Origin of the sequence: Luteimonas huabeiensis HB2, from assembly GCF_000559025.1 — a bacterium.
In the GTDB taxonomy this organism is placed as follows: domain Bacteria; phylum Pseudomonadota; class Gammaproteobacteria; order Xanthomonadales; family Xanthomonadaceae; genus Luteimonas; species Luteimonas huabeiensis.
This window is the reverse complement of the sequence record NZ_JAAN01000024.1, coordinates 18,002-42,450: the sequence shown is the minus strand read 5'-3', so window position 1 is coordinate 42,450 and position 24,449 is coordinate 18,002. Positions and strand designations below refer to the sequence as shown.

The following is a 24,449-nucleotide window of genomic DNA, read 5'->3' as shown; positions in this document are numbered from 1 at the left end:
TACCATGGCCAGCGCAGACCGTTTCCGGCGACGCGTGGAGGCCCTGCTGGCGGAAGCCGACGTGCGCGTCGACGGCGACCGCCCATGGGACCTGCGGGTCGAAGACGAACGCTTCTACCGGCGCGTGCTCGCGCAGGGCTCGCTCGGCCTGGGCGAGAGCTGGATGGACGGCTGGTGGCGCACCGAGGCGCTCGACGAACTGCTGCTGCGGCTGATCCGGTCCGGTCTCGGCGAGCGGGTGCGCGGCGCCGGCGAACTGGCCGACGCGCTGCGCGCGCGCTGGGGCAATCCGCAGGCCGGCCGGCGCAGCTTCGAGGTCGGCGAGCGCCACTACGACCTCGGCAACGATCTCTACGCCGCGATGCTGGGCGCGCGGCTGGTCTACAGCTGCGGGTACTGGCGCCAGGCCCGCGATCTCGACGCCGCGCAGGAGGCCAAGCTCGATCTTTGCTGCCGCAAGCTCGGCCTGCGGCCCGGCATGCGCCTGCTCGACATCGGCTGCGGCTGGGGCGAGATGCTGAAGTACGCGGCCGAGCGCTACGGCGTTGAAGGCGTGGGGCTGACGGTCTCGCGCGAGCAGGCCGAGTACGCGCGCGCGCTGTGCGCCGGGCTGCCGGTGGAGATCCGCCTGCAGGATTACCGCGCGCTGGACGAGCGCTTCGACCGCATCGTGTCGATCGGCATGTTCGAACACGTCGGGGTGCGCAACTACCGTACCTATTTCCGCGTCGCCCGGCGCTGCCTGGCGCCCGACGGCCTGTTCCTGCTGCATACCATCGGCGGCAACCGTTCCCGCAGTCGCACCGATCCGTGGATCGCCAGGTACATCTTCCCCAATTCGATGCTGCCGTCGGCGGCGCAGGTCACGCGCGCGCTGGAAGGGCGTTTCGTGATCGAGGACTGGCACAACTTCGGCGCCGACTACGATCGCACCTTGCAGGCCTGGCGCGACAACATCGAAGCGGCATGGTCGCGGCTGCCGGCGCGCTACGACGAGCGCTTCCGGCGCATGTGGCTGTTCTACCTGGCCGGCTCCATGGCCAGCTTCCGCGCACGCTCGATCCAGCTCTGGCAGCTGGTGCTTTCGCCCGGCGGCGTGCCGGGCGGCTACGTCGCTGCGCGCTGATCGTTCGGGAGGGCGCTGGGGGGAGGCGGTCGGTCCGCGCGCCCAGGCGTCCGCGCATCGGCCAGCCGCGCGACCTCGACGTTCAGCAGGCACCTGGCGAAAAGATAGAAGCGGTAGGCGTCCCTGAAGTTCGAGCCGAGCCCGAAGGAGACGCGGACGGCGCCGCAGTCGCCCTTTTCGAGAATCTTTTCGTCGAAGGCGGCGCAGTCGAGGATCTTCTCGGTCTTGTCGAGCTCGCAGTATTCCGTTCCGGCCGAGACGTAGGTGGCGTGCTGCACCGCGCCCAGATTGCAGAAGCACCCGTTGCGCAGCACGATGCCGAAGGGCTCGGCGAGCCGCTTGATCAGCGCGTGCGGGATGGGGGCGTTGTCGCAATCGAAGAAGTTCAGCATGACCGTCGCGCCCTTGTGCTCGGCCGGGGGGCCGTAGATGCAGCACAGCGGGGATCGGCTCCGGACGTCGTGCCGGAGCTCCGCCAGCTGCCGTTCCAGCCATCTCGCCAGCGTCGCCGAGCGCGCGCCGATGCGCTCGAGCCCCAGCCGGGAGACGAACTCGAAGCCCTGGGCGATGGCGTGGAAGGACGCGTAGTTGGGCGTGCCGACCTCGAAGCGCTTCCAGTCGTCGTGGTAGAGCAGCCGGTCCGTCGGCGACCAGGGGCCGGAGTAGTAGCACACGGCGCCGCCCGCGAAGGACGGCGGCGTCAGCTTGCGCAGGGACGATCTCCTCGCGAGGAGGCACCCGGCACCGGTGGGATGGCCGAATATCTTGTAGAACGAGACCGGCACGAAGTCCGGACGATGCACCGAACAGTCCAGTTTGCACTGGGGCACGAACGCCGCGGCGTCGCACAGCACCATGGCGCCGCGTTCCTGGGCGAGCCGGATCCACTTCAGATCGTGCCTGGCGCCGGTGGCGTTCGACTGCGCGGGGTAGGCCAGCAGATGCGGGCGGCCCGGCGGCAGCGTCTCGAGCGCGCGCTGCATCGAGGCCTCGACGATCAGCAGTTGCTGGTCCAACGGGACGTACTTCACCGAGGCCCCCTTGGCGCGCGCGTATTCGCGGATGCCGTGGACCGAGGTGTGGTTGTCCTTGGCGAGCAGCAGCTCCGAGCCGGGCTCGAAGGGGAAGGATTCCGCTACCAGCCGGATGGCGCCGCTTGCGTTGGGCGTGAACACGATTTCGTATTCGTCCGGCGTGCAGCCGAAGAAGCGGTAGATCGCCGTGCGGGCCCTTTCCAGGGCTGCGGCGGAGGGCTTCGAGCCGCTGTGCGGGTTCCCCAGGATGTCGCGCCGGAGCGCCCGATAGTCGTCCTCGAGCAGACACTCCGGGGGCAGGGCGGCGCCGACGTGATCCAGGTAGGCGACCTGGTGGGCGTCCAGCCGCGAAAACTCGCCGTTGCGCAGCGCCTCCGCCTCGGCGTAGGGGTAGGTCGGGCATTCGGCGAGGAAGGCCGCCTTCAGGGCACGGTAGGGCTGCAGCGATCGGGCGTCCTCGGGCGGCAGCGCCTCGTCCTCCCCGCTCTCGGCGCGCTCGGGCGCGAGCCGGATGAAGGCGCTCAGTTCCGAGAAGTCGGGCGCCCGGCTCGGCACGGCCACCGCCTCCTTGGCGGCCTCGTCGACCTGCGCGCGAAGCAGCCAGGCGCTGACCCGGTAGTGGCGGGACGGTACGTGCGCATGCAGTTCGCCGAGCATCAGATCGAGGTAGCGCTGCCGGGCAGCCGCGTCGCACTGGTTGAATTCTTCCAGGAGGATGCAGGCGTTGAAGAGGAACTCGCGCGTGTCGTCGTCGTCCAGGTGGAAGGTCAGGGGATGCGAGGTCGCGACCTCGTCGATGCCCCGGCACAGCCCTTCCAGGGAGAACGCCTGGATGATGGGAGCAGGATCGGCCAGGCTGAGGGCCGCGTTCATGATGGCCGACGGGGTCCCGAAGCGCTCCCGGGAGAGCTGGCGGGTCAGCTCGAACAGTTCGTTGTACTGGAACACGGTGCCGTAGATGCGGCCTCCCGGGCGCAGCACCCGCCTGAATTCCCGCGCGACCCGTGCCTTGTCCGGAGGAAACATCAGGCCGAAGCCGCAGACGATGACGTCGAAGCTGTCGTCCTCGAAGGGCATGTCGGCCATGTCCACGTCGGCGCGGAAGACGACGTTGCGCCGAAGCTCTTCGCTGACGGCCTTCTTCGCGATCTCGATGGTGATCTTCGACAGGTCCGTGGCCACGAGCCGCAGGTTCAGCGGCTTGGCCAGATCCTCGTAAAGATGCGTGGTGATGCGGCCGGTCCCGCATGCGACCTCGAGCACGTCGCGAGGGGGCGCGTCGGGACGGATGTCTTGTCGGATTTCCCGGACCAGGAGTTCTCCGTACGGTTTGAAGAGGCGGGGGCCGAGGACCCGCTCGTAGAACTCCATGTAGGTGCTCAGGGACCATTCCTGATCCGATACGGTCTTGCAAGCTTGCTGCGCGACGCTGGCCATTGCGGTCTCCTTGCGATTCGGTCCTGGAATCTCGAGTCAAACCGGGGTGCTGCTCCCATGGGGCCGACGGATGGATGCCCGCCCGCGCCGAGGACGGTGCGGCATCGCGCGCGCAGCGGCGGCGGTCGAGATGCCATGGAGAAGCGCCGGCGATCGCCCGGTCGGGCGCACCGTCGGCGCGTTCGTCGGATCGTGGCGCGGCGGGGGGACTGTCGAGAAACGGCGCGCATGGCGCCGGGCACGACGCCACCGGAGCGCAGGCGATACGGGGCGGGTCGCTGCGGCCTCGGATCGGCCGCACGGGCGGCGGGCCGCCACGGTCCACCCGGTATCGCGCCGGGCCGCTAGCGGCGCGGTTTCGGGTCCCGGTCCGGAGCGCCGGTCGCTCGCGACGGCGCCGTCCGGAGGGGCGAGCGGGCGTGCGTCGCCGTTGTCCATGTCCATCGGACGGCCTCGCAGATCGAAGTCTCCAGCTTCTCGGCGACGGCGTCGGCCCATTCAGCAGGCAACCGCGCGTCGCTGCCTGCCCGCACTTCTATCCCAGGAGACCGGTCGGGTCAACGTCCGGCGGGCGTCGCAAGGCGTGCGAGGGCTTCCGCGCCCGACGAACGGGCCGGCCGCGCGTTCGCGCCGGCCCGGTCGGGGGGGGCGGACGATCGAGCGGGCCCCGAAACGCGACAGGCCGCCCGGGTCGCCCCGGACGGCCTGCCGCGACACCAGTCCGCGGGCGTCAGTCGTCGTTGCCGGGCACGGGCTCGGCCGATTCCGGCGCGGCGGAGTCGTCGGCGGTGGCGACCAGGCCGCGCTTGACCAGCAGCGGCCGGATGTCCGGCTCGTGGCCGGCGAAATCGCGGAACAGCTGCAGCGCGTCGCGGCTGCCGCCGCGCGAGAGCAGCGTCGCGCGCAGGCGGTCGCCGTTGGCGCGGGTCAGGCCGCCGTGTTCCTCGATCCACTTCACCGTGTTGGCATCGAGCACCTCGGACCAGATGTAGGCGTAGTAGCCGGCCGCGTAGCCGCCCATGATGTGGCTGAAGTAGGGCGTGCGGTAGCGCGGCGGCACCGGCGCGTAGTCGATGCCGTCGGCGGCGAGCGCGCGCGCCTCGAAGGCGACCACGCCGTCGGCGTCGGGGATCTGCTCGGCCGGGGTCTGGTGCCAGCGCTGGTCGAGCATCGCCGCGGCCAGGTATTCGGTGGTGGCGAAGCCCTGGTTGAACTGGGCGGCGGCGGTCACCTTGTCCAGCAGCGCCTGCGGCATCGGCTCCCCGGTCTCGTAGTGCTTGGCGTAGTTGGCGAGGATGCTCGGCCAGTCCGCCCACATCTCGTTGACCTGCGAGGGGAATTCCACGAAGTCGCGCGGCACGCTGGTGCCGCTGAAGTAGGGATAGGTCACGTCGGAGAACATGCCGTGCAGCGCATGGCCGAACTCGTGGAACATCGTGGTGACCTCGTCCCAGGTCAGCAGCGTCGGCTCGCCGGCCGGCGGCTTGGGGATGTTGAGGTGGTTGGCCACGACCGGCTTGGTGCCCATCAGCGACGACTGCGAGACGTAGGAGTTCATCCAGGCGCCGCCGCGCTTGGACTCGCGCGCGTAGGGGTCGAAGATGAAGATCGCCAGCTGGCTGCCGTCGGCGTCGAAGACGTCGTAGACGCGGGTGTCGGGGTGATAGAGCGGCAGGTCGGTGCGCTGCTTGAAGCTGATGCCGTAGAACTGATTGGCGGCGTGGAAGACGCCGTTCTCCAGCACGTTCACCATCTCCAGGTAGGGCTTGAGCTGGGCCTCGTCGAACTCGTACTTGGCCTGGCGCACCTTCTCGGAATAGAAAGCCCAGTCCCAGGCGGCCAGCTCGAAGCTCGGCTCGCCCTTAGCGGCCTGCTCCTGGTCGATCATGCGCTGCAGCTCGGCGGCCTCGCGGCGCGCATTGGCCACCGCGGCCGGGGCGAGCTGCCCGAGCATGTCGTTGACCGCCTCCGGGGTCTTGGCGGTCTCGTCGGCGAGCACGTAGTGGGCGGTGGTGGGGAAGCCCAGCATCCGCGAGCGCTCCGCGCGCAGGCGCAGCACCTGCGAGACGATGGCGGTGTTGTCCCACTGGTTGCCGCGCGCGCCGCGGGCGACCGAGGCCTCGTGGATGCGGCGGCGCAGGTCGCGGTCGGTCAGCTGCGACAGCGGCGGCTGGCCGGTGGTATTGAGCAGGGTGATGACGTACTTGCCCGCCAGCCCGCGCGACTTCGCCGCCTCGGCGGCGGCGGCGATCTGCTGTTCGGTCAGGCCGTCCAGTTCCTCGCGGGTATCGACCACCACCGCCGAATCGTTGACCTCGGCCAGCACGTTCTGGCTGAAGGTGGTGCCGAGGGTGGCGAGCTCGGCGTTGATCTCCTTCAGGCGCGCCTTCTGCGCCTCGTCGAGCTGCGCGCCGGCGCGTACGAAATCGTTGTAGTACTGCTCGACCAGGCGCGTGCCCTCGGCGTCGAGGCCCAGCGAGGCGCGGGTGTCGTACAGGGTCTTGATGCGCGCGAACAACCGCGGGTCGAGCGAGATCGCGTCGCGGTGCGCGGCCAGCTTCGGCGAGTACTCGGCCTGCAGCCGCTTGCGCGCGTCGTTGGTGTCGGCGCCGACCAGGTTGTAGAACACGCGCAGCGCGCGGCCGAGCAACTGGCCCGACTTCTCCAGCGCGACGATGGTGTTGTCGAACGTCGGCGGCTCGGGATTGGCGGCGATGCGCTCGATCTCGGCCAGGTTCTCGCGCATGCCGGCGTCGAAGGCCGGGGCGAAGTGCTCGTCGCGGATGCGGTCGAACTGCGGGTACTGCAGATCCAGCGGGCTGGCCTGGAAGAAGGGGTTGTCCTGCTGCGCCTGCGCGGGCGCGGCCGCCTGCGCGGGCGCGGCGTCCTGGGCAAGGGCGAGGGCGGGGGCGCTGAGGCCGGCGATGGCGGCGGCGAGCGCCAGGCTGAGCGGATGCTTCATCGGCGAATCCTGGAACGGCGGAACCCCGAAGAATACCCCGCCGGCCGGGGCCGGGGCCCGTGACCATCGGCACAGGCGGTACCGGGGCGGGCCTCCGCGGGGGCGCACGGGCGCGCCTTCGCGGGATAGACTGGGCCGCCCGCCCGCAACCCGCCATGCCGACCCTCTACGACTTCGATGCCGTCGACCTCGAAGGCGGCCCCGCGCCGCTGGCGCGCTATCGCGGCCAGGTCGCGCTGGTGGTGAACGTGGCCTCGGCCTGCGGCTTCACCCCGCAGTACGCCGGGCTGCAGGCGCTGTGGACGCGCTACCGCGAGCGGGGCCTGGTCGTGCTGGGCTTTCCGTGCAACCAGTTCGGCGCGCAGGAGCCGGGCGACGCGGAGGCGATCCGCGCGTTCTGCGACCTGCGCTACCGGGTGGATTTCCCGATGTTCGCCAAGGTCGAGGTCAACGGGCCGGGCGCGCACCCGCTGTGGCGCTGGCTGCAGGACGCGCGCCGCGGCGTGCTGGGCACGCGCGCGATCAAGTGGAACTTCACCAAGTTCCTGATCGGCCGCGACGGCCGGCCGCTGCGCCGCTATGGTCCGGCGCGGCGCCCGCAAGCCCTCGCGGGCGCGCTGGAGCGCGCGCTGGCGCAGCCGCCGCCGGGCGCCTGAGGGCCGGCGGCGGACCGGCGCGGCTTCAGCGGACGATGGTCACCGGCACGTCGGACTGCGCCAGCACCTTGCCCGAGACCGAGCCCAGCAGCATGCCCTTGACCGCGCCGCGGCCGTGCGAGCCCATGACGATCAGGTCGGCGCGGCTCTTGTGCGCCACGTCGAGGATGGTGGCGGCGATGTCGCCGATCTCGCGCCGCTCGGTGAACTCGACCTTGGCGCGGGCCAGCGTCTTGAGCGCCGGGCCCAGCAGCGCGTCGTGCGATTCGGCGTGGTGGCGGGCGGCGGCTTCGGCGCCGATCTTGCGCTCCACGCCCGGGAACAGCTCCGGGTTCACCGCGACCACGGTGATCCGGGCCTTGGCGGTGGCGCGCGCGAGCTTGATCGCGAACTTGACGGCGCGCTGGCTGATTTCGCTGCCATCCACGGCGACGACGATCTTCATGTGGCGGTTCTCCCGGAAACTGTCCGGATTGTAGACGCCGCCGAGGCACTGTGGAACGGCGCCCCAGGCCGCGCCCGCGATCGCGGACCGCGCGGCGGGAACGCGGACGCCGCGCGTCGCCCGCGGTCAGCGCTCGACGAACGCGCGCTCGAACACGTACTGGCCGGGCGTGCCGATGCGCGGCGCCGGCGAGAAGCCGCGGGCGTCGAGCAGGGCGCGGAAGTCGGCCAGCATCTGCGGACTGCCGCAAATCATCGCGCGGTCGTGTTCCGGGTCCAGCGGCTCGATGCCCAGGTGCTCCATCATGCGACCGCTCTCCATCAGCGCGGTCAGCCGGCCCTGGTGATCGTGGCCGCCGAAGACGAAGGGCTCGCGGGTGACGGCCGGGTAGTAGCGCAGCTTCGCCGCGATCTGCTCGCCCAGGAACTCGTGCTGCGGCAGCTCGTTGACGAAGTAGTCGCGATAGGCGAGGTCCGCGGTGCGGCGCACGCCGTGGCACAGGATCACCCGCTCGAAGCGCTCGTAGGTCTCCGGGTCCTTGACGATCGACAGCCACGGCGCGAGCCCGGTGCCGGTACCGAGCAGATACAGGTTGCGGCCCGGGTGCAGGTCGTGGATCAGCAGGGTGCCGGTGGGCTTGCGCCCGACCACGATCCGGTCGCCGGGACGGATGTTCTTCAGCCGCGAGGTCAGCGGGCCGTCGGGCACCTTGATGCTGAAGAACTCCAGCTGTTCCTCCCAGTTGGCGCTGGCGATCGAGTAGGCGCGCAGCAGCGGCTTGCCCTCGGTCTCCAGGCCGATCATCACGAACTGCCCGTTGTCGAAGCGGAAGCCGTCGTCGCGGGTGGTGGTGAAGCTGAAGTAGTCGTCCGTCCAGTGGCGGACGTCGAGCACCGTCTCGGTGCCGAATGCGGAGGACATGCGCGGGCCAGATCCGGGAGAAAACCCGCCTATTGTAGACGATGAGAGCGGTTCTCATCGGAGGCGGTGCGCGCGCCCTCCACGACGGCCGTGGCAGGGTAGCGGCATGCGCGGCGCACCCCGTCTCTGGACCATCGGCCATTCCACCCGCCCCCTGGAGGTGTTCCTGGGGATGCTGTCCGAGGCCGGCATCTTTACGGTGGCCGACGTGCGGCGCTATCCCGGCTCGCGCCGCAACCCGCAGTACGCGGCGGAGGCGCTGGCCGCCAGTCTGCCCGGCGCGGGGATCGGCTACCTGCCGATGCCCGAACTCGGTGGCCGCCGCCGGCCGCGCGAGGATTCTCCGCACACCGCCTGGCGCAACGCTGCCTTTCGCGGCTACGCCGATTACATGGACACGCCCGCCTATGCCGCCGCGCGGGCGCGCCTGGGGGATGCGGCGCTGGAACGTCCGACGGCGGTGATGTGCGCGGAGGCGATGTGGTGGAGCTGCCACCGCAGCCTGATCGCCGACGACTTCAAGGCGCGCGGCTGGGAGGTCGTGCACCTGATGGCGCCCGGCAAGGCGCAGCTCCATCCGTACACGGCGGCGGCGCGGATCGTGGACGGCCGCCTGGACTACGGCGCGCCGGCCGGCGACCAGGGCGCGCTGTTCCCGGGCTGAGCGCGCGCGTCGGGACGGGCGCGGCGTGGCGCCCGTCCCGCCGCGGCTTCATCGCATCACCCGCAACACCAGCAGACGCCGGCGCGGTAGGTGCCGCCGAAGCCCTGGCAATCGGGCTCGCAGATGGAACTGCACTGGCGCGCCTGAGACTGCGAGGCGGTGCCGCTGGCCACGGCCTGGACGCCACCGAAGGCCATGACGCCGAGGAAGCCGGCGGCGAGGAGCGCCTTGCGCGGGGAGAACCTGGACTGCTTCATGGCGATGACTCCTGGGCTTGGGGTGCGGCCGCGGGCGGCGCGTCCGTGCGCATCGCGGCCAGCAGGGAACCGACCTGGTCCATGGTGTCGAGGGGGCCGGGGTGCGCGTGCTGCACGCGCCCGTCCGGGCCGATCAGCATCGCCAGCGGCACGCTGTCGCCGCGGTACAGCGCCAGCAGGCGGCGATCGCGCACCGCGGCCACCGGGAAGTCGAAGCCGTGTTCGCGGGCGTAGGCGGCGATCTCGGCGTCCTCGCCCTTGCCCAGGCCGATCATGCGCACGGTGCCGCCGAGGCCGGCTGCGCGGCGCGCCAGTTCGCGCACCCTCGGCGCCGATTCCAGGCAATACGGGCAGTGCGCATCGAAGAAGTAGAGGATCTGGAAGCCGCCCTCCGGCGCGCCCAGCCGCAGGCGCTCGCCGTCCAGCGCGGCGACCTCCACCACCGGCACGTACATGCCGTAGTAGGGCGCCGTGGCGCGCTGCAGCAGCCAGTCGTTGTCGGCGCGCAGGCGGTGGTTCTGCCAGCCCAGCACGGCCACCAGGGCCAGCGCCAGGCCCAGCGCGATCTGCAGGTACGGAATCCGCCGCATGGCCTCGCCGCCTCCCTTCGTCGTCTTCGGCCACGCTATCGGCGGCGACGCGCGCGCGTCAACGCGATTTAGCGGACGCGCAGCCCAGTTTCGGCATGAACGGGCGCGATGCGCCGTGCCGGGGCGCCGTCAGCGGTAGCCGGCCGCCTGCAGCTCGAACAGCTCCGCGTAGCGCCCGCCGGCGGCCATCAGTTCCTCGTGGGTGCCGCTGGCCTCGATCCGGCCCTGCTCCAGCACCAGGATGCGGTCGGCCATGCGCACGCTGGAGAAGCGGTGCGAGATCAGCACCGCGGTGCGCCGGTGCGAGAGCTCCTTGAAGCGGCCGAACACCTCGTATTCGCTGCGCGCGTCGAGCGCGGCGGTGGGCTCGTCGAGGATCATCACCTGCGCGTCGCGCATGTAGGCGCGGGCGATGGCCAGCTTCTGCCACTGCCCGCCGGACAGGTCCACGCCGGTCTTGAAGCGGCGCCCGATCAGTTGCTCGTAGCCGCCGGGCAGGGATTCGATCACCTCGTCGGCCATCGCCCGCCGGGCGGCGTCGCGGATCCGTTCGCGATCGTGCATCGCCTCGATCCGGCCCACGCCGATGTTCTCCGCCGCGCTCAGGTGGTAGCGCACGAAGTCCTGGAAGATCACCCCGATGTTGGCGCGCAGGTCGTCCAGGTCGTAGTCGCGCAGGTCGCGTCCGTCGAGCAGGATGCGGCCCTCGTCGGGGTCGTACAGCCGCGCCAGCAGCTTGACCAGCGTGGTCTTGCCGGCGCCGTTCTCGCCCACCAGCGCCAGCACCTCGCCGGCGCGCAGCTCGAAGTCCAGGTGCCGCACCGCCCAGCGCTCGGCGTCGGGGTAGCGGAAGCCGACGTTCTCGAACACGAAGCCGCGCTCGATCGGGCGCGGCACCGGGACCGCGCCGGGGCGCGAGCGGATCTCCGGCTCGATGGCGAAGAACGAGAACAGGTCGTCGAGGTACAGCGCCTGGCCCGCCACCTGCGAGAAACCAATCAGCAGGCCTTCCAGCAGCTGTCGCAGGCGCAGGAAGCTGCCGGCCAGGAAGGTCAGGTCGCCGATGCTGAAGTCGCCGCGCAGGGTGCGCCAGACGATGTAGGCGTAGGCGACGTAGTAGCCCAGGGTGCCGAACGCGGCCAGCAGCGCCCCCCACAGCGCGCGGCGCCGGGCCAGCGCGCGATTGGCGCGGTAGAAGCCCTCGGCCAGGCGCCGGTAGCGCTCGATCAGGAAGCGGTGCAGATCGAAGATCTTCACCTCCTTGGCGGTCTCGACGCTGGCGCCGGTCTGGCGCACGTACTCCAGTTGCCGGCGCTCGGGCGTCCACTGGAAGTTGAGCGAGTAGCCGAGCGCGTTGAAGTGCGACTCGCCGACGAAGGCCGGCACCAGCGCCACCGCCAGCAGCAGCATCAGCCAGGGCGCATAGATCACCAGGCCGGCGGCGAAGCTCACCACGGTCACCGCATCCTGCGCCTGGCCGAACAACTGCCCCAGCAGGTTCATCCGCCCCATCGTCTGGCGGCGCGCGCGGTCGAGCTTGTCCTGCAGTTCCGGGTCCTCGAAGTCCTCCAGGTCGAGCGTGGCCGCGTGTTCCATCAGGCGCACGCTGGTGGCGTTGGTGAACAGTTCCGACAGCAGCGACTCGGCATAGGCCACCAGCCGGCCGAGCAGGTCGGACAGCACCGCCAGGCCGAACTCCGCCAGCACCAGCCACAGCAGCGGGTCCAGCCGGCCGGCGTGCCAGGCCGCGGCCAGGTCGGGCGCGCCCGGCCCGGCACCGGCCAGCCGCACGACCTCGTCGATGATCAGCTTGCCGACGTAGAGCATCGCCACCGGCAGCACCGCGCGGACCAGGCGCAGGCCCAGGCTGGCGGCGGTGAGCGCGGGGCTGGTGGCCCAGACCTGGCGCAGGAACGGCGGCAGGTTGCGCATCGCGGCGAAGCGCTCGCGCAGACTGGGCTGGGCGCGGGCGGGCGTGGGGCTGGGGGCGGCGGCCATCCGGGGAATTCTGCATGAATGCGTGCGCGACGCCGTGAGCGCGCCACCGGCCGCGATGGCCTGACCGGTGCCGGGGCGGGCGGCTATACTGCCGGACGACGGCGCCCTGGGTGGCGCCGTCGCTCAATGAAAACAACGACTTATCTGTCGCCGATGCCGGGGCCGGAGATCCGGGCCCTCACCTTGGAGCGGCCGCGCCCTGGCGCTGCGCCGCGAGGCTAACGTCCCTACGCATGCGCCTGTCCACGATCAAGCTCGCCGGATTCAAGTCCTTCGTCGATCCCACCACGCTGCACCTGCCGACCAACATGACCGGCGTGGTCGGTCCCAACGGCTGCGGCAAGTCCAACATCATCGACGCGGTGCGCTGGGTGATGGGCGAGAGCACCGCCAGCCGCCTGCGCGGCGATTCGCTCACCGACGTGATCTTCTCCGGCTCCACCGCCCGCAAGCCGGTGTCGCAGGCGATGGTGGAGCTGATCTTCGACAACAGCGACCACACCATCACCGGCGAGTACGCCTCGTTCAACGAGATCTCGGTCAAGCGCACGGTCAGCCGCGACGGCCAGAGCGCCTACTACCTCAACGGCACCAAGGTCCGCCGCCGCGACATCACCGATCTGTTCCTGGGCACCGGCCTGGGGCCGCGCAGCTACTCGATCATCGAGCAGGGCATGATCAGCCAGATCGTGGAGGCGCGCCCCGAGGACCTGCGCGTGCACCTGGAGGAGGCCGCCGGCATCTCCAAGTACAAGGAGCGGCGCAAGGAGACCGAGACCCGCATCCGCCACACCCGCGAGAACCTGGACCGCCTGAGCGACCTGCGCGAGGAGGTCGGCAAGCAGCTCGACCACCTCAAGCGCCAGGCGCGCCAGGCCGAGCAGTACACCGCGATCCAGGCCGAGCGCAAGATCCGCGATGCGGAATGGAAGGCGCTGGAATTCCGCGCGCTCGATCGCCAGTTGCAGGCGCTGCGCGAGGGGCTGGCGCAGGAATCGACCCGGCTGGAGCAGCTGGTGGCCGAGCAGCGCGAGGCCGAGCGCCGCATCGAGACCGGGCGCGTGCGCCAGCAGGAGGCCGGCGAGGCGCTGGCCCGTGCGCAGGCGGCGGTCTACGAGGTGGCCGGCGCGCTGGCCCGCATCGAGCAGCAGATCGCCCACCAGCGCGACCTCTCCGCGCGCCTGCACCGCGCCCGCGACGAGACCGCCAACGCGCTGGCCGAGATCGGCGCGCACATCAGCGGCGACCGGGCGCGGCTGGAAGCGCTGCAGGCCGCGATCCTGGAGGCCGGGCCCCGGCTGGAGTCGCTGCGCGCCGAGGACGAGGCGCGCCAGGAGGCGCTGCGCGAGGCGGAAGCGGCGCTGGCCGACTGGCAGCAGCGCTGGGAGGCGCATGGTCGCGAGTCGGCGGAGGCCGCGCGCGCGGCCGAGGTGGAGCGCACCCGCGTGGACTACCTCGACCGGCAGTCGCTCGACGCCGATCGCCGCCGCGAGCAATTGCTCGCCGAGCGCGCCGGGCTCGACCTCGACGCGCTGGCCGAAAGCTTCGCCGCCATCGAGCAACGCCACGAGGAGCAGCGCGCCGGGCTCGACCTGCTGACCGAGGACCTGGAGGCGCGCAAGCAAGAGGCGCTGGCGCTGCAGGACGAGCAGCGCGCCGCGCAGGAGGAATTGTCGGACGTGCGCAAGCGCGCGCAGGAGTCGCGCGGGCGCCTGTCCTCGCTGGAGACCCTGCAGCACGCCGCGCTCGGGCAGGAGCAGGGCGCGGCGGTGGCATGGCTGCGCCGCCGCGGGCTGGATTCGGCCGCGCGCGTGGGCGAGCGGCTGCAGGTGGAGCCGGGCTGGGAGAACGCGGTCGAGGGCGCGCTGGGGCAGCTCATCGAGGGCGTGCTGGTGGAGGCGCCGGAGACCCTGGTCGAGGCGCTGGGCGACCTCGGCGAGGGCCGGCTGGCGCTGGTCTCGGCCGAGGAGGGCGAGGCGGCGTTCGCGCCGACCTCGCTGGCCGCGCGGGTGCGCGGGCCGCTGGCGATCCGCCGGCTGCTGGCGCGCCTGCACGTGGCCGAGACCCTGGCCGAGGCGGTGGCGCTGCAGGCGCGGCTGCCGGAGGGCGATTCGGTCATCACCCGCGGCGGCGAGCGCCTGGGCGCCGGCTGGGTGCGGGTGCTGCGCTCGGGCGCGGCCAAGCAGGGCGCGCTGCTGCGCGAGCGCGAGATCCAGCAGTTGCGCGCCGGCATCGAGGCCCTGCAGGAACGCGAGGGCGAACTCGAGGCGGCCGCCGCGCAGCGCCGCGAGCGCCTGCTGGCCGCCGAGCAGGCGCGCGAGGAGGCCCAGCGCGCGCTGTACGTGGCCCACCGCGGCGTGTCCGAGCTGGCCGGCCAGCTGCAGAGCCAGCAGGGCCGGCTGGATTCGGCGCGCCACCGCATCGAACGCATCGACGCCGAGCTGGAGCAACTGATCGAGTCGATCGACAGCGCCGGCGCGCAGGCGCGCGAGTCGCGCGGCCGGCTCGACGACGCGGTGTCGCGGATGGCCGAGTACGAGCAGGCGCGCCGCGAGCTGGAAGCCGAGCGCGCGGCGCTGGTGCAGGCCCGCGACGCCGCCCGCGACGCCGCCCGCGCCTCGCGCGACGCCGCGCACGCGCTGGCGCTGTCGCTGGAATCGCAGCGCGCGCAGGTGGTGGCGCTGGAGCAGTCGCTGGAGCGCATGGGGCACCAGCGCGGCCAGCTCGATGCGCGGCTGGAGGAGATCGCCGGCCAGCTCGCCGACGGCGACGCGCCGGTCGGCGACCTGGAGGCCGAGCGGCAGGCGGCGCTGGAACAGCGCGTGCTGGCCGACAGCGACCTCGCCGCCGCGCGTTCGGCGCTGGACGGGATCGAGGCCGAACTGCGGCAGCTCGAGCAGACCCGCCAGCAGCGCGACGCCCACGCCATCGCGCAGCGCGAGGCCATCGCCCAGCGCCGGATCGACCAGCAGGCGCTGGTGATCCGCGCCGAGCAGCTCGCCGCCGCGGTGGCCGAGGCCGGCTTCGAGATGGAGGCGGTGCTGGCGAACGTGCCGGAAGACGCCAGCCCGGCGGCGTGGGAGCGCGCCGTCGCCGACTTCGACGCCAAGCTGCGGCGGCTGGAGCCGGTCAACCTGGCCGCGATCCAGGAGCACGCCGAGGCCGCGCAGCGCAAGGAGTACCTGGACAGCCAGGACGCCGATCTCAACGCCGCGCTGGAGACGCTGGAAGAGGCGATCCGCAAGATCGACCGCGAGACCCGCGGCCGCTTCAAGGACACCTTCGATCGCGTCAACGCCGGCGTGCAGGAACTCTACCCGCGCCTGTTCGGCGGCGGCCATGCCTACCTGGAACTGACCGGCGAGGATCTGCTCGACACCGGGGTGGCGATCATGGCGCGCCCGCCGGGCAAGCGCGTGTCCAACATCTCGCTGCTGTCCGGCGGCGAGAAGGCGATGACCGCGGTGGCGCTGGTGTTCGCGATCTTCCGCCTGAACCCGGCGCCGTTCTGCCTGCTCGACGAGGTCGACGCGCCGCTGGACGAGGCCAACGTGGGTCGCTTCACCGCGATGGTGTCGGAGATGAGCGAGAAGGTGCAGTTCCTGTTCGTGACCCACAACAAGGCGACCATGGAGGCCGCGCACCAGCTCAGCGGCGTTACCATGCGCGAACCCGGCGTCAGCCGGCTGGTCTCGGTGGATCTGGCCGAGGCCGCCCGCCTGGCCGGCGCGGCATGAGCGCCGCGGATCGCCCGCGGCCGGCGCCATCGCGCGCCGGCGCGCCCACTGAACTCGAGGGAGTGTTTCGATGACCGACATGTGGCTGATGCGGATCGGCATCGCAGTGGCAGGGGCGATCCTGCTCGCGGCGATCTGGTACTTCGGGACCCGGCCGCGCCAGGGCGGGCAGGGCCGCCGGGTACGCGCGGGGGACAGCAGCGGCGAGCGCGACCGCATGGAGCCCACGCTGGGCGCGCAGATCGAGCAGGAGCTCGATGCCGCCGGCGAGGCCGCGGACGAACCGGAGCGCCATGCGGAACTGGACCTGTTCGACGACGCGGTCGGCGAGCCGGCCACGCCCAACTCGGAGCTCGGGCGCCGGGTCAGCGACGACTTCGACAAGATCGTCACGCTCTACATCGCCGCCCGCGCCGGTCAGGTCCTGCGCGGTCCGGACATCGTGGTCGCCGCCGAGAAGGCCGGGCTGACCTACGGCCACATGAATGTCTTCCACCGCCTGGTCGAGGGCCACCCCGAGCGCGGGCCGATCTTCAGCGTGGCCAACATCCGCAAGCCGGGCAGCTTCGAGATGTCGGAGATCCAGTCGCTGGAGACCCCGGCGATCGCGTTCTTCCTGACCTTGCCGGCGCCCACGCCGGCGCTCGACGCCTGGGAGATGATGCTGCCCACCGCCCAGCGCATGGCCGAGCTGCTCGACGGCGTGCTGCTCGACGAACAGCGCAACGCCCTGGGCCGCCAGCGCGTGGCCCACATCCGCGACGAGCTGCGCGCCTGGGACCGCGAGCGCGAGGTGCCGCCGGTGACGCGCAGCCCGCGCTGGTAACCCGGGCGCGGTCGCGCACGGACGCTGGTTTCAGTCGGCGATGCCCAGCAGCCGCGCCCGTGCGCGCTTGGCCGCCGGCAGGTGCTCGAAGCCGGAAATCCGCAGCCGCGGACCGAAGGGGCCGTTGATGTAGGGCGCCACGAGCAGCTCGCCGTCGATCACGACCGCCATGCGCTTGCCGATGCGGGACTTGCTGAGCGCTTGCAGTTCGCGGCCGCTGTCCTCGTCGAGCACTACGTCGAGCAGCGGGCGCCCGTCCTCGTCCACGTCGACGATCGCCTGCTCGATTCGATCGCCCGGAATCCGCAGCGCGGGCTCCGGCAGGAACGCCGGCGCTTCGTCCCGATCGCGCGCATCGGCGACCAGATCGTGGAGGGTCAGGTCCCGGCAGCCGCCGGATGCGCAGCGCGAGGCGCCGTCGTCCACGAGCGGGGCCTGCGCGCAGCCGCCCAGAAGCAGGGCGGCCGCAAGAAGGAAAAGCCTGTGCATGGTCGTCTCCGGCTCACGGGCGGCGCAAGCATAGCGGGTAAAATCGCCCGATGACCGCACCGGCCGCCCGCATCGACGCCCTGCGTCGCCAGATCGAAGACGCCAACCACCGCTACTACGTGCTCGACGATCCGGCGATCCCGGACGCCGAATACGACGCGATGATGCGCGAGCTGGAGGCGCTGGAGGCCGAGCACCCGGCGCTGGCCTCGCCCGATTCGCCGACCCGCACCGTCGGCGCCCGGCCCGACGGCGGCTTTCCCGAGGTCCGCCACGCGATCCCGATGCTGTCGCTGGCCAACGCCTTCGAGGACCCGGACGGCGGCGACGACGATCGCCTGCGCTACCGCGAGGTGGCCGAATTCGAGCGCCGCATCGAGGACAGGCTCGGCACCCGCGCGCCGCGGTTCTCGGTGGAACCCAAGCTCGACGGCCTGGCGATCAGCCTGCGCTACGAGCACGGCCTGTTCGTGCAGGGCGCCACCCGCGGCGACGGCGCCACCGGCGAGGACGTCACCGCCAACCTGCGCCAGGTGCGCTCGGTGCCGCTGAAGCTGCTCGGCGGCGCCGCGCCGGCGGTGCTGGAAGTGCGCGGCGAGATCTACATGCCGCGCAAGGCCTTCGAGGCCTGGAACGCCCAGGCGCTGGCGCGCAACGAGAGACTGCTGGCCAACCCGCGCAACGGCGCCGCCGGTTCGCTGCGCCAGCTCGATCCCGCGGTGACCCGTCGCCGGCCGCTGGCCTTCTTCGCCTACGGCGTGGGCGAGGTGGAGGGCCTGGACCTGCCGCCGACCCATTCCGAAACCCTCGCGCTGCTGCGCGAGCTGGGCTTCCCGGTCGCGCCGGAGGTGGACGTGGCCACCGGCTTCGAGGGCCTGATCGCCTATTACCGCCGCATCGGCGCGCTGCGCGACACGCTGCCCTACGACATCGACGGCGTGGTCTACAAGCTCGACCGCTACGACCAGCAGCGCGTGCTGGGCTTCGTCTCGCGCGCGCCGCGCTGGGCGCTGGCGCACAAGTACCCGGCGCAGGAACAGGCCACCGTGCTGCGCGCGATCGAGATCCAGATCGGCCGCACCGGCGCCGCCACCCCGGTGGCGCGGCTGGAGCCGGTGCAGGTGGCCGGCGTCACCGTCACCAACGCCACTCTGCACAACGCCGACCAGATCGCGCGGCTGGACGTGCGCGAGGGCGACACCGTCATCGTGCGCCGCGCCGGCGACGTGATCCCCGAGATCGTGCGGGTCGTCGAGGACCGGCGCCCGCCCGGCGCGGTGCCCTGGTCGATGCCCGCCGCCTGCCCGGTGTGCGGCTCCGAGCTGGTGCGTGAGGAGGGCGAGGCCGCCTACCGCTGCACCGGCGGGCTGGCCTGCGGCGCGCAACGCAAGGAGGCGCTGCGCCACTTCGCCTCGCGGCGCGCGATGGACATCGAGGGCCTGGGCGAGAAGCAGGCCGATGCACTGGTGGAATACGGCTTCGTGCGCTCGGTGGCCGACCTGTACGCGCTCGACGTGCCCGACCTGGTACGGATGAAGGCCGCGCTCGACGCCACGACCGCCGCCGACCTGCTGCAGGCCGTGGCCGACAGCCGCGGCGCGCTGCGGCTCGACGACGAGGCCCGCGCCCTGCTGGAGCAGGACCCGCCGGACTGGCGCCGCGCCGAGTTCCTGCGCCGTCACCTGCAGGTGGACCCGGCGGCCGGCAAGCTGGCCACCAAGTGGGCGGAGAACCTCGTCGCCGGCATCGATGCCAGCCGTCGCACCACGCTGCCGCGCTTCCTGTTCGCGCTCGGCATCCCGCACCTGGGCGAGACCACAGCCAAGACGCTCGCGCAGTGGCTGGGCCGGCTGGAATTCGTGCGCGAGGTGCCGGCGGTGGTGCTGCAGGCGCTGCCCGACATCGGCGCGGAGGTCGCGCGCTCGATCGCGACCTTCTTCGAGCAGCCGGGCAACGCCGCCGTGGTCGATGCGCTGCTGGCCGCGGGCATCCGCTTCGAGGACGAGGGCCGGCCCGATCCGGCGCTGCGCGAGCGGCTGGGCCTGGCGCATCTGCTGGCGGCGCTGCCGGTGGCCAAGCTCGGCGACAAGAGCGCGCAGCGCCTGGCCGAGACCTACGGCAGCCTGGACGCGCTGCTGCAGGCCAACGCCAGCGGCTGGGCCGGTGCCGGCGCCTCGGCCGCGGGCGCGGAGAACCTGCAGGCCTATCTGGCCGATCCCGCGGCCCGCGCCGCGCTGGTCGCCGCAGACCGCGCCATGGCCCGCCTGCTGGAGGCCGCGCCCGCGCGCGAGCGCCGCGCCGCCGGGCCGCTCGACGGCAAGAGCGTGGTCCTGACCGGCACGCTGGCCTCGATGACCCGCGACGAGGCCAAGGCGCGGCTGGAAGCGCTGGGCGCCAAGGCCGCCGGCAGCGTTTCGGCGAAGACGAGCTTCGTCGTCGCCGGCGAGGCGGCCGGCTCCAAGCTCGCCAAGGCCGAGGCGCTGGGGATCGAGGTCTGGGACGAGGCGAAGCTGCTGGCGTTCCTGGAGCGCCACGCGTGAGGCGCGCGCTTGCGCGGGCCGCGCGCGCATGAGCTGGCGCCCCTCGGCCGCGCCCGCGGCGCTGCGCCTGCGCGCGCGGCTCAATGCCGAGATCCGCGCCTTCTTCGCCGAGCGCGGCGTGCTGGAGGTGGAAACCCCGGTGCTGTCGCAGGCCGGCAACACCGAGCCCAACATCGCCTCGTTCTCGCTCGAGTTCAGCGGCCACCGCGATGCCGGCGCCGCCCGCCGCTGGCTGCGCACCTCGCCGGAGTATCCGCTCAAGCGCCTGCTGGCCGCCGGCGTGGGCGATTGCTACGAACTCGGCCGCGTGTTCCGCGACGGCGAGGCGGGCGGGCGCCACAACCCGGAGTTCACCATGCTGGAGTGGTACCGGGTGGGCTGGGATCACCGCCGCCTGGCCGAGGAGTGCGCGCAACTGGTGCAGGCGGCGCTGGGCCTGGTCGGGCGCCGGGCGCGGCTGCGCAGCGTGCGCTACCGGGAACTGTATCGAGAGACGCTGGGCCTGGACCCGATGCGTGCCGACCTGCCGGCGCTGCGCGAGGCGCTGGGCGAGGTGGCGGTGGACGGGGAGGGGCTGTCGCGCGACGACTGGCTGGACCTGCTGATGACCCACCGCATCCAGCCCGGATTCCCGCCGGACCAGTTGCTGGTGCTGCACGATTACCCGGCCTCGCAGTGCATGCTGGCCCGCGTGCGCGACGACGACGGCGACGCCCACGATCCAGTGCCGGTGGCCGAGCGCTTCGAGCTGTTCCTGGGCCCGCTGGAGCTGGCCAACGGCTATCACGAGCTGGCCGACGCCGGCGAGCAGCGCGCGCGCTTCGGGCGCGAGCTGGCCGAGCGCGCGCGCCGCGGCGCGCCCATGCCGCCGGTCGACGAGCGCCTGCTCGATGCGCTCGCGCATGGCCTGCCGGATTGCGCCGGGGTCGCCCTGGGCGTGGACCGGCTGCTGATGGCGATGCTCGATACCCCGCGCATCGCCGACGTCGTCGCCTTCGATTTCGCCCGCGCCTGAACGGCGGCGGCGCGGCGCCGACCCCCCGTCGACTGCAGGCGTCACCGTCAGCGTGTAGATTTGGGCCGGGTTCGCAGTCACGAGGGGAAGGCATGTTGCGACGGGCCGTCATCGCGTTGGTCGCCCTGGCCTGCGGAGGCTGCGGGCTGACCGCGCGCCTGGGCTTGGGCGAACGCCAGCCCGCCGCCGACGCGCCGGGCGAGCCGCGCGTGTTCCGCTGCGAATCGCGCGACAACCGCCGCAACTATTGCCCCGCCGATACCCGCCGCGGCGTGCGCCTGCTGCAGCAGAACTCCTCGCACCCCTGCGTGCAGGGCAGTACCTGGAGCTACGACGACCGCGCGGTGTGGGTCGCGCGCGGCTGCAGCGCGGACTTCATCGAGGGCCCGGTGGACCTGGCTGGGCGCGCGCCGCCGCAGAAGGTGCGCTGCGAATCGCGCGGTACCCGGACCACCCGCTGCAACGTGGTGGTGGCCGACAGCGTGATCCTGACCCGCCAGCTGTCCGAGACCCGCTGCGTGCAGCGCCAGAACTGGGGCTGGGACCGCGGCGGCATCTGGGTCAACGGCGGTTGCGCGGCGGAGTTCCTGGCGCGCTGAGCGCGCCGCCGCGCCCGGCATAGAATGGGCGCATGAACGACGCCTTCGACTACGCCCGCTACGACCGCATCCGCCCCATCCGCTGGCTCGGCGACGCGCTGGAGCTGCTCGACCAGCGCCGCCTGCCGTTCTCGGTCGAGTACGTGCGCTGCGCGCGCAGCGACGCGGTGGCCGAGGCCATCCACGCGCTGACGGTGCGCGGCGCGCCGGCGATCGGCATCGCCGCGGCCTGGGGCGCGGTGCTGGCTGCGCGCGAGGTCGAGGCCGCCGACGGCGCCGAGGCCCTGCAGCGCCTGGAGCCGGCGCTGCAGCGGCTCAACGCCGCGCGGCCGACCGCGGTCAACCTGGCCTGGGCGCTGTCGCGCATGCGCAACGCGCTGGCCGGCGCCGGCGCGGACTGGCGGCAGGCGGCCGAGCGCGAGGCGCAGGCCATCGCCGACGAGGACCTGGCCGCCAACCGCCGCATGGGCGAGCTGGGCGCCTCGCTGATCGCCCCGGGTTCCGGCGTGCTGACCCACTGCAACACCGGCTCGCTGGCCACCGCCGGCTTCGGCACCGCGCTCGGGGTGATCCGCGCCGGCGTCGCCCAGGGGCGCATCGAGCGCGTGTTCGCCGACGAGACGCGGCCGTGGATGCAGGGCTCGCGGTTGACCGTGTGGGAACTGCAGCGCGACGGCATCGACGCCACCCTGATCGCCGACGCCGCCGCATCGCACCTGCTGCGCAAGGGCGAGGTCGACTGGGTGGTGGTCGGGGCCGACCGCATCTGCGCCAACGGCGACGTCGCCAACAAGATCGGCACCTACCAGCTCGCGATCTCGGCGCGCTTCCACGGCAAGAAGTTCATGGTGGTGGCGCCGTCGTCCACGGTGGACATGGCCACGCCCTCGGGGGACCGCATCGAGATCGAGGAGCGCGACCCCGGCGAGCTGCTGGGCGTGGGCGGCGCGCGCACCGTGGCCGAGGGCGTGCGCGCCTGGAACCCGGTGTTCGACGTCACCCCGGCGGCGCTGATCGATGCCATCGTGACCGAGCGCGGCATCGTCGAGGCCCCGGACGCCGCGCGCATGCGGGCCCTGTTCGGGCCGCCGCCGGTCGCCGCGTAGGGGAGGGCGCGGCCCCTCGATGCGCCGCGCCGGCGCGGCCACGCGGGCCGGCGGCGCATCGCACCCGCGCGGACGGAACGGGCGATCCGGCCGGCCGGGCAGCCTGCGGCCTAGCGGGCGAAGGCGGTGTCCTGTTCCTGCGCCTGCTGCGGCGACGGCTGATCGAGCGCCTGGCGATGCGCCTGCACCCGGGCGTCCCACTGCGCCTGCCGCTCCGGCGAGATCTCCAGGCCCGGCAGGGCCGGCGGCTGCGCGGCGGCGCCCTGCACGGCGGATTCGCGCGCCGGGTCGCCGAAGCGCTCGTGCAGGCCGGCGGCGCGCTGGGCGTCGATCACCGCCTCGATGTAGTGCAGGTCCACGCGGTGCATCAGCATCTTGCCGGGGATCAGCCGCTGGCCGAAGGACAGCGGGTCGGGATCGGGCAGCTGGATCGCATGCCCCGGCGCGTCCGGCATCAGCCGGTTGATCAGGAACGCGTCTTCCTGCAGGTGGGTCAGCACCTCGTTCCTGACCTTGTAGGTGCGGACGAGGCCTTCGCCGGCGTACTCCTTGGCCGCGGCCGGGTCGACGCCCTCGCGCTCCAGCGTGCGGTCGTGCACGCCGGACGCGTTGTAGGTGACCGCGGGGGTGTCGGTGATCATCGCCGAGGCCGCGGCCAGGCCGCCGCCGAGCGAATGGCCGGTCAGCACCAGGTCGTCGCCGTAGGCGGCGCGGGCCTTGCGCGCGACTTCGAAGGCCTGTTCGTACTGGTCGCTGGTCAGGCCCAGGCCCTGGCGGAAGTTGTGCTTCCAGTCCTGGCCCTCGTTGGTGCCGGCCATGACCAGCACCACCTGGCCGTGTTCGCCGCGGTAGAAGCCGGCGTCGAAGCCGTTGCGGTCGCTGCGCAGCAGCGCCGGGTCGATGCCGGTGGCGCGCAGTTCGTCGTCGGGGATCCGCGACCAGCCGGCCGGCACGTCGTCGGGCGGTGGGAACGGCTGCCCGGCGCGGCGGGCGTCGGCGACGTCGTAGAGGTCCTGCACCAACCCGGGGAATTGCACGTCCTCGGCCCGCGGCTCGGTGCCCCGCATCCGCTCCGAGAACGAGCCGCCGTCCTGGATCGCCTGTGCCTGGTTCCCTGCCATCGTCTCGACTCCCTTGGATCGTCAACGCTGTTCGGCCCGGCGGTCGCCGCCGGGGCGGTGGTCATTTCGCTTCGAGCGGTATCCCGTTGCGGGCGAGCCATTCGGTGACCTCGCGCCGCCCCGCCTTGCCCTGCGGGTTCATGATCCGCTCCGGCGTCATGTAGAAGTACGCCTGGAACGTGGCTCCCTGCGCGTTCTCGTGCCGGGGATCCACGCCCGCCTCCAGCAGCCGCAGGATCGTGCCGGCGTGGTTGCCGGCCACGTGCAGCAGCGAGTTGCCGGTGCGGTCGGTGCGCCGCAGGTCGGCGCCGGCGTCGACCAGCAGGTCGATCTGCGCGCGGCGGTCGTTCTGCACCGCCTTGAAGATCGGCGTGCGGCCGGTGTCGACGGCGGGCTCGTCCACCGGCGCGCCGCGCTCGACCAGGATCGCCAGGTACTGCGGGTCCTCGATCGCCGCGGCCATGTGGGCGACGGTCTCGTTGTCCATGCCGATCTGCGCGGGGTCGGCGCCGGCGTCGAGCAGGGCGCGGAACGCGCCGGGCTGCTGGTGCCAGATCGCCCATTCCAGCAGGGTGACGTTCTGGTCGCCGCGCGCGGACAGGTCGGAGCGCGGCGCCAGCTCGCGCACGCGCGCCTCGTCGCCGCGCCGGATCGCCTCGGCCAGTTCGGCCACCTCGGGAGGGAAAACCTGGCTGATGTCCGTGGTGGTCACGCGTGCGGGCTCCTTTGCGCCGGTGGGGATGCCGGCCGAGGCGACGACGGCCATGCCGAGCGCCACGGCCCCCAGATGTCGGGTGGTCCTGTTCAATTCGCGTCTCCTGACGGGCGGGCCGCGCGGGGGCGGCCCGGTCCGGATGGCATGGGGCGCAGCCTAGCAGGCTGAACGGGTCGAGTGGACTGCGGGAATGTGACCGGAGTTGCACGCT

General features: G+C 72.4%; 19 protein-coding genes. 9 read left to right on the top strand and 10 right to left on the bottom strand.

The genetic code is table 11. The features are described from left to right. The first annotated feature begins 4 nt into the window (after positions 1–4). Entirely contained in the window at positions 5–1,126 is a 1,122-nt protein-coding gene (cfa, locus tag Z164_RS0109835) for a cyclopropane fatty acyl phospholipid synthase (protein WP_024890530.1), read from the top strand. Here cfa and Z164_RS0109830 read toward each other — a convergent pair. Both Z164_RS0109830 and Z164_RS0109825 read right to left on the bottom strand, forming a co-directional pair. Further along, positions 1,108–3,597 (bottom strand): aminotransferase class V-fold PLP-dependent enzyme, encoded by a 2,490-nt coding sequence (locus Z164_RS0109830; RefSeq protein WP_024890529.1) that lies wholly within the window; start codon positions 3,595–3,597, stop codon positions 1,108–1,110. The two genes, cfa and Z164_RS0109830, sit on opposite strands and share 19 nt — an antisense overlap. Positions 3,598–4,327: 730 nt before the next feature. After that, positions 4,328–6,559 carry a M3 family metallopeptidase gene (locus Z164_RS0109825; RefSeq protein ID WP_024890528.1) on the bottom strand — a complete coding sequence of 744 codons (2,232 nt, stop codon included), beginning with the start codon at positions 6,557–6,559 and terminating at the stop codon, positions 4,328–4,330. Between the two features lie 155 nt (positions 6,560–6,714). Between Z164_RS0109825 and Z164_RS0109820 the strand changes: the two genes are divergently transcribed. Continuing rightward, entirely contained in the window at positions 6,715–7,215 is a 501-nt protein-coding gene (locus Z164_RS0109820; RefSeq protein ID WP_024890527.1) for a glutathione peroxidase, read from the top strand. Between the two features lie 25 nt (positions 7,216–7,240). Here Z164_RS0109820 and Z164_RS0109815 read toward each other — a convergent pair whose 3' ends face one another. Next, positions 7,241–7,660 carry a universal stress protein gene (locus Z164_RS0109815; protein WP_024890526.1) on the bottom strand — a complete coding sequence of 140 codons (420 nt, stop codon included), beginning with the start codon at positions 7,658–7,660 and terminating at the stop codon, positions 7,241–7,243. Positions 7,661–7,786: 126 nt separating this feature from the next. Next, on the bottom strand, positions 7,787–8,581 hold the full coding sequence (locus Z164_RS0109810) for a ferredoxin--NADP reductase (protein WP_024890525.1): 795 nt from the start codon (positions 8,579–8,581) through the stop codon (positions 7,787–7,789). 106 nt (positions 8,582–8,687) lie between these two features. Here Z164_RS0109810 and Z164_RS0109805 point away from each other — a divergent pair, with 106 nt between their 5' ends. Then, positions 8,688–9,245: a DUF488 domain-containing protein gene (locus Z164_RS0109805; protein ID WP_024890524.1), complete on the top strand. Its 558-nt coding sequence runs from the start codon at positions 8,688–8,690 to the stop codon at positions 9,243–9,245. 56 nt (positions 9,246–9,301) lie between these two features. Here the strand turns inward: Z164_RS0109805 and Z164_RS0109800 are convergent, their stop codons facing one another. The 3 genes from Z164_RS0109800 to Z164_RS0109790 all read right to left on the bottom strand — a co-directional run bounded on the left by Z164_RS0109800 (position 9,302) and on the right by Z164_RS0109790 (position 12,090). Further along, a complete protein-coding gene (locus Z164_RS0109800; protein WP_024890523.1) occupies positions 9,302–9,502 on the bottom strand; it encodes a hypothetical protein in 201 nt (66 codons plus the stop codon). Next, positions 9,499–10,092, bottom strand: a complete 594-nt coding sequence (locus Z164_RS0109795; RefSeq protein WP_052338402.1) for a peroxiredoxin family protein — start codon at positions 10,090–10,092, stop codon at positions 9,499–9,501. The genes Z164_RS0109800 and Z164_RS0109795 overlap by 4 nt, the downstream gene beginning before the upstream one ends. A 129-nt stretch (positions 10,093–10,221) precedes the next feature. Next, positions 10,222–12,090 (bottom strand): ABC transporter ATP-binding protein, encoded by a 1,869-nt coding sequence (locus Z164_RS0109790; RefSeq protein WP_024890521.1) that lies wholly within the window; start codon positions 12,088–12,090, stop codon positions 10,222–10,224. A 233-nt stretch (positions 12,091–12,323) separates the two neighbouring features. Here Z164_RS0109790 and smc point away from each other — a divergent pair, with 233 nt between their 5' ends. Together smc and zipA are read left to right on the top strand one after the other, a co-directional pair. Further along, positions 12,324–15,827 carry a chromosome segregation protein SMC gene (gene smc / locus Z164_RS0109785; protein ID WP_024890520.1) on the top strand — a complete coding sequence of 1,168 codons (3,504 nt, stop codon included), beginning with the start codon at positions 12,324–12,326 and terminating at the stop codon, positions 15,825–15,827. 70 nt (positions 15,828–15,897) lie between these two features. Next, complete coding sequence (gene zipA / locus Z164_RS0109780; protein ID WP_024890519.1) at positions 15,898–16,653, top strand: cell division protein ZipA; 756 nt, start codon at positions 15,898–15,900, stop codon at positions 16,651–16,653. 30 nt (positions 16,654–16,683) lie between these two features. Here the strand turns inward: zipA and Z164_RS0109775 are convergent, their stop codons facing one another. After that, positions 16,684–17,142 (bottom strand): SecDF P1 head subdomain-containing protein, encoded by a 459-nt coding sequence (locus Z164_RS0109775; RefSeq protein WP_024890518.1) that lies wholly within the window; start codon positions 17,140–17,142, stop codon positions 16,684–16,686. A 50-nt stretch (positions 17,143–17,192) separates the two neighbouring features. Here Z164_RS0109775 and ligA point away from each other — a divergent pair, with 50 nt between their 5' ends. The 4 genes from ligA (at position 17,193) to mtnA (ending at position 22,402) form a co-directional block, all read left to right on the top strand. Further along, positions 17,193–19,682: an NAD-dependent DNA ligase LigA gene (ligA, locus tag Z164_RS0109770; RefSeq protein ID WP_024890517.1), complete on the top strand. Its 2,490-nt coding sequence runs from the start codon at positions 17,193–17,195 to the stop codon at positions 19,680–19,682. A gap of 28 nt (positions 19,683–19,710) precedes the next feature. Continuing rightward, the gene (gene epmA, locus Z164_RS0109765; RefSeq protein ID WP_024890516.1) at positions 19,711–20,697 is read left to right on the top strand and encodes an EF-P lysine aminoacylase EpmA; all 987 of its coding nucleotides are present in this window, start codon (positions 19,711–19,713) and stop codon (positions 20,695–20,697) included. A gap of 92 nt (positions 20,698–20,789) precedes the next feature. After that, the gene (locus Z164_RS20290; RefSeq protein ID WP_052338401.1) at positions 20,790–21,296 is read left to right on the top strand and encodes a DUF3011 domain-containing protein; all 507 of its coding nucleotides are present in this window, start codon (positions 20,790–20,792) and stop codon (positions 21,294–21,296) included. Between the two features lie 32 nt (positions 21,297–21,328). Further along, on the top strand, positions 21,329–22,402 hold the full coding sequence (gene mtnA / locus Z164_RS0109755; RefSeq protein ID WP_024890515.1) for an S-methyl-5-thioribose-1-phosphate isomerase: 1,074 nt from the start codon (positions 21,329–21,331) through the stop codon (positions 22,400–22,402). 110 nt (positions 22,403–22,512) lie between these two features. Here the strand turns inward: mtnA and Z164_RS20285 are convergent, their stop codons facing one another. Both Z164_RS20285 and Z164_RS0109745 read right to left on the bottom strand, forming a co-directional pair. Next, entirely contained in the window at positions 22,513–23,523 is a 1,011-nt protein-coding gene (locus tag Z164_RS20285) for a Tle-like phospholipase domain-containing protein (protein ID WP_024890514.1), read from the bottom strand. A 61-nt stretch (positions 23,524–23,584) separates the two neighbouring features. Then, positions 23,585–24,289, bottom strand: coding sequence for an ankyrin repeat domain-containing protein (locus tag Z164_RS0109745; RefSeq protein WP_052338412.1), 705 nt, complete (start codon positions 24,287–24,289; stop codon positions 23,585–23,587). Positions 24,290–24,449 lie beyond the last annotated feature (160 nt).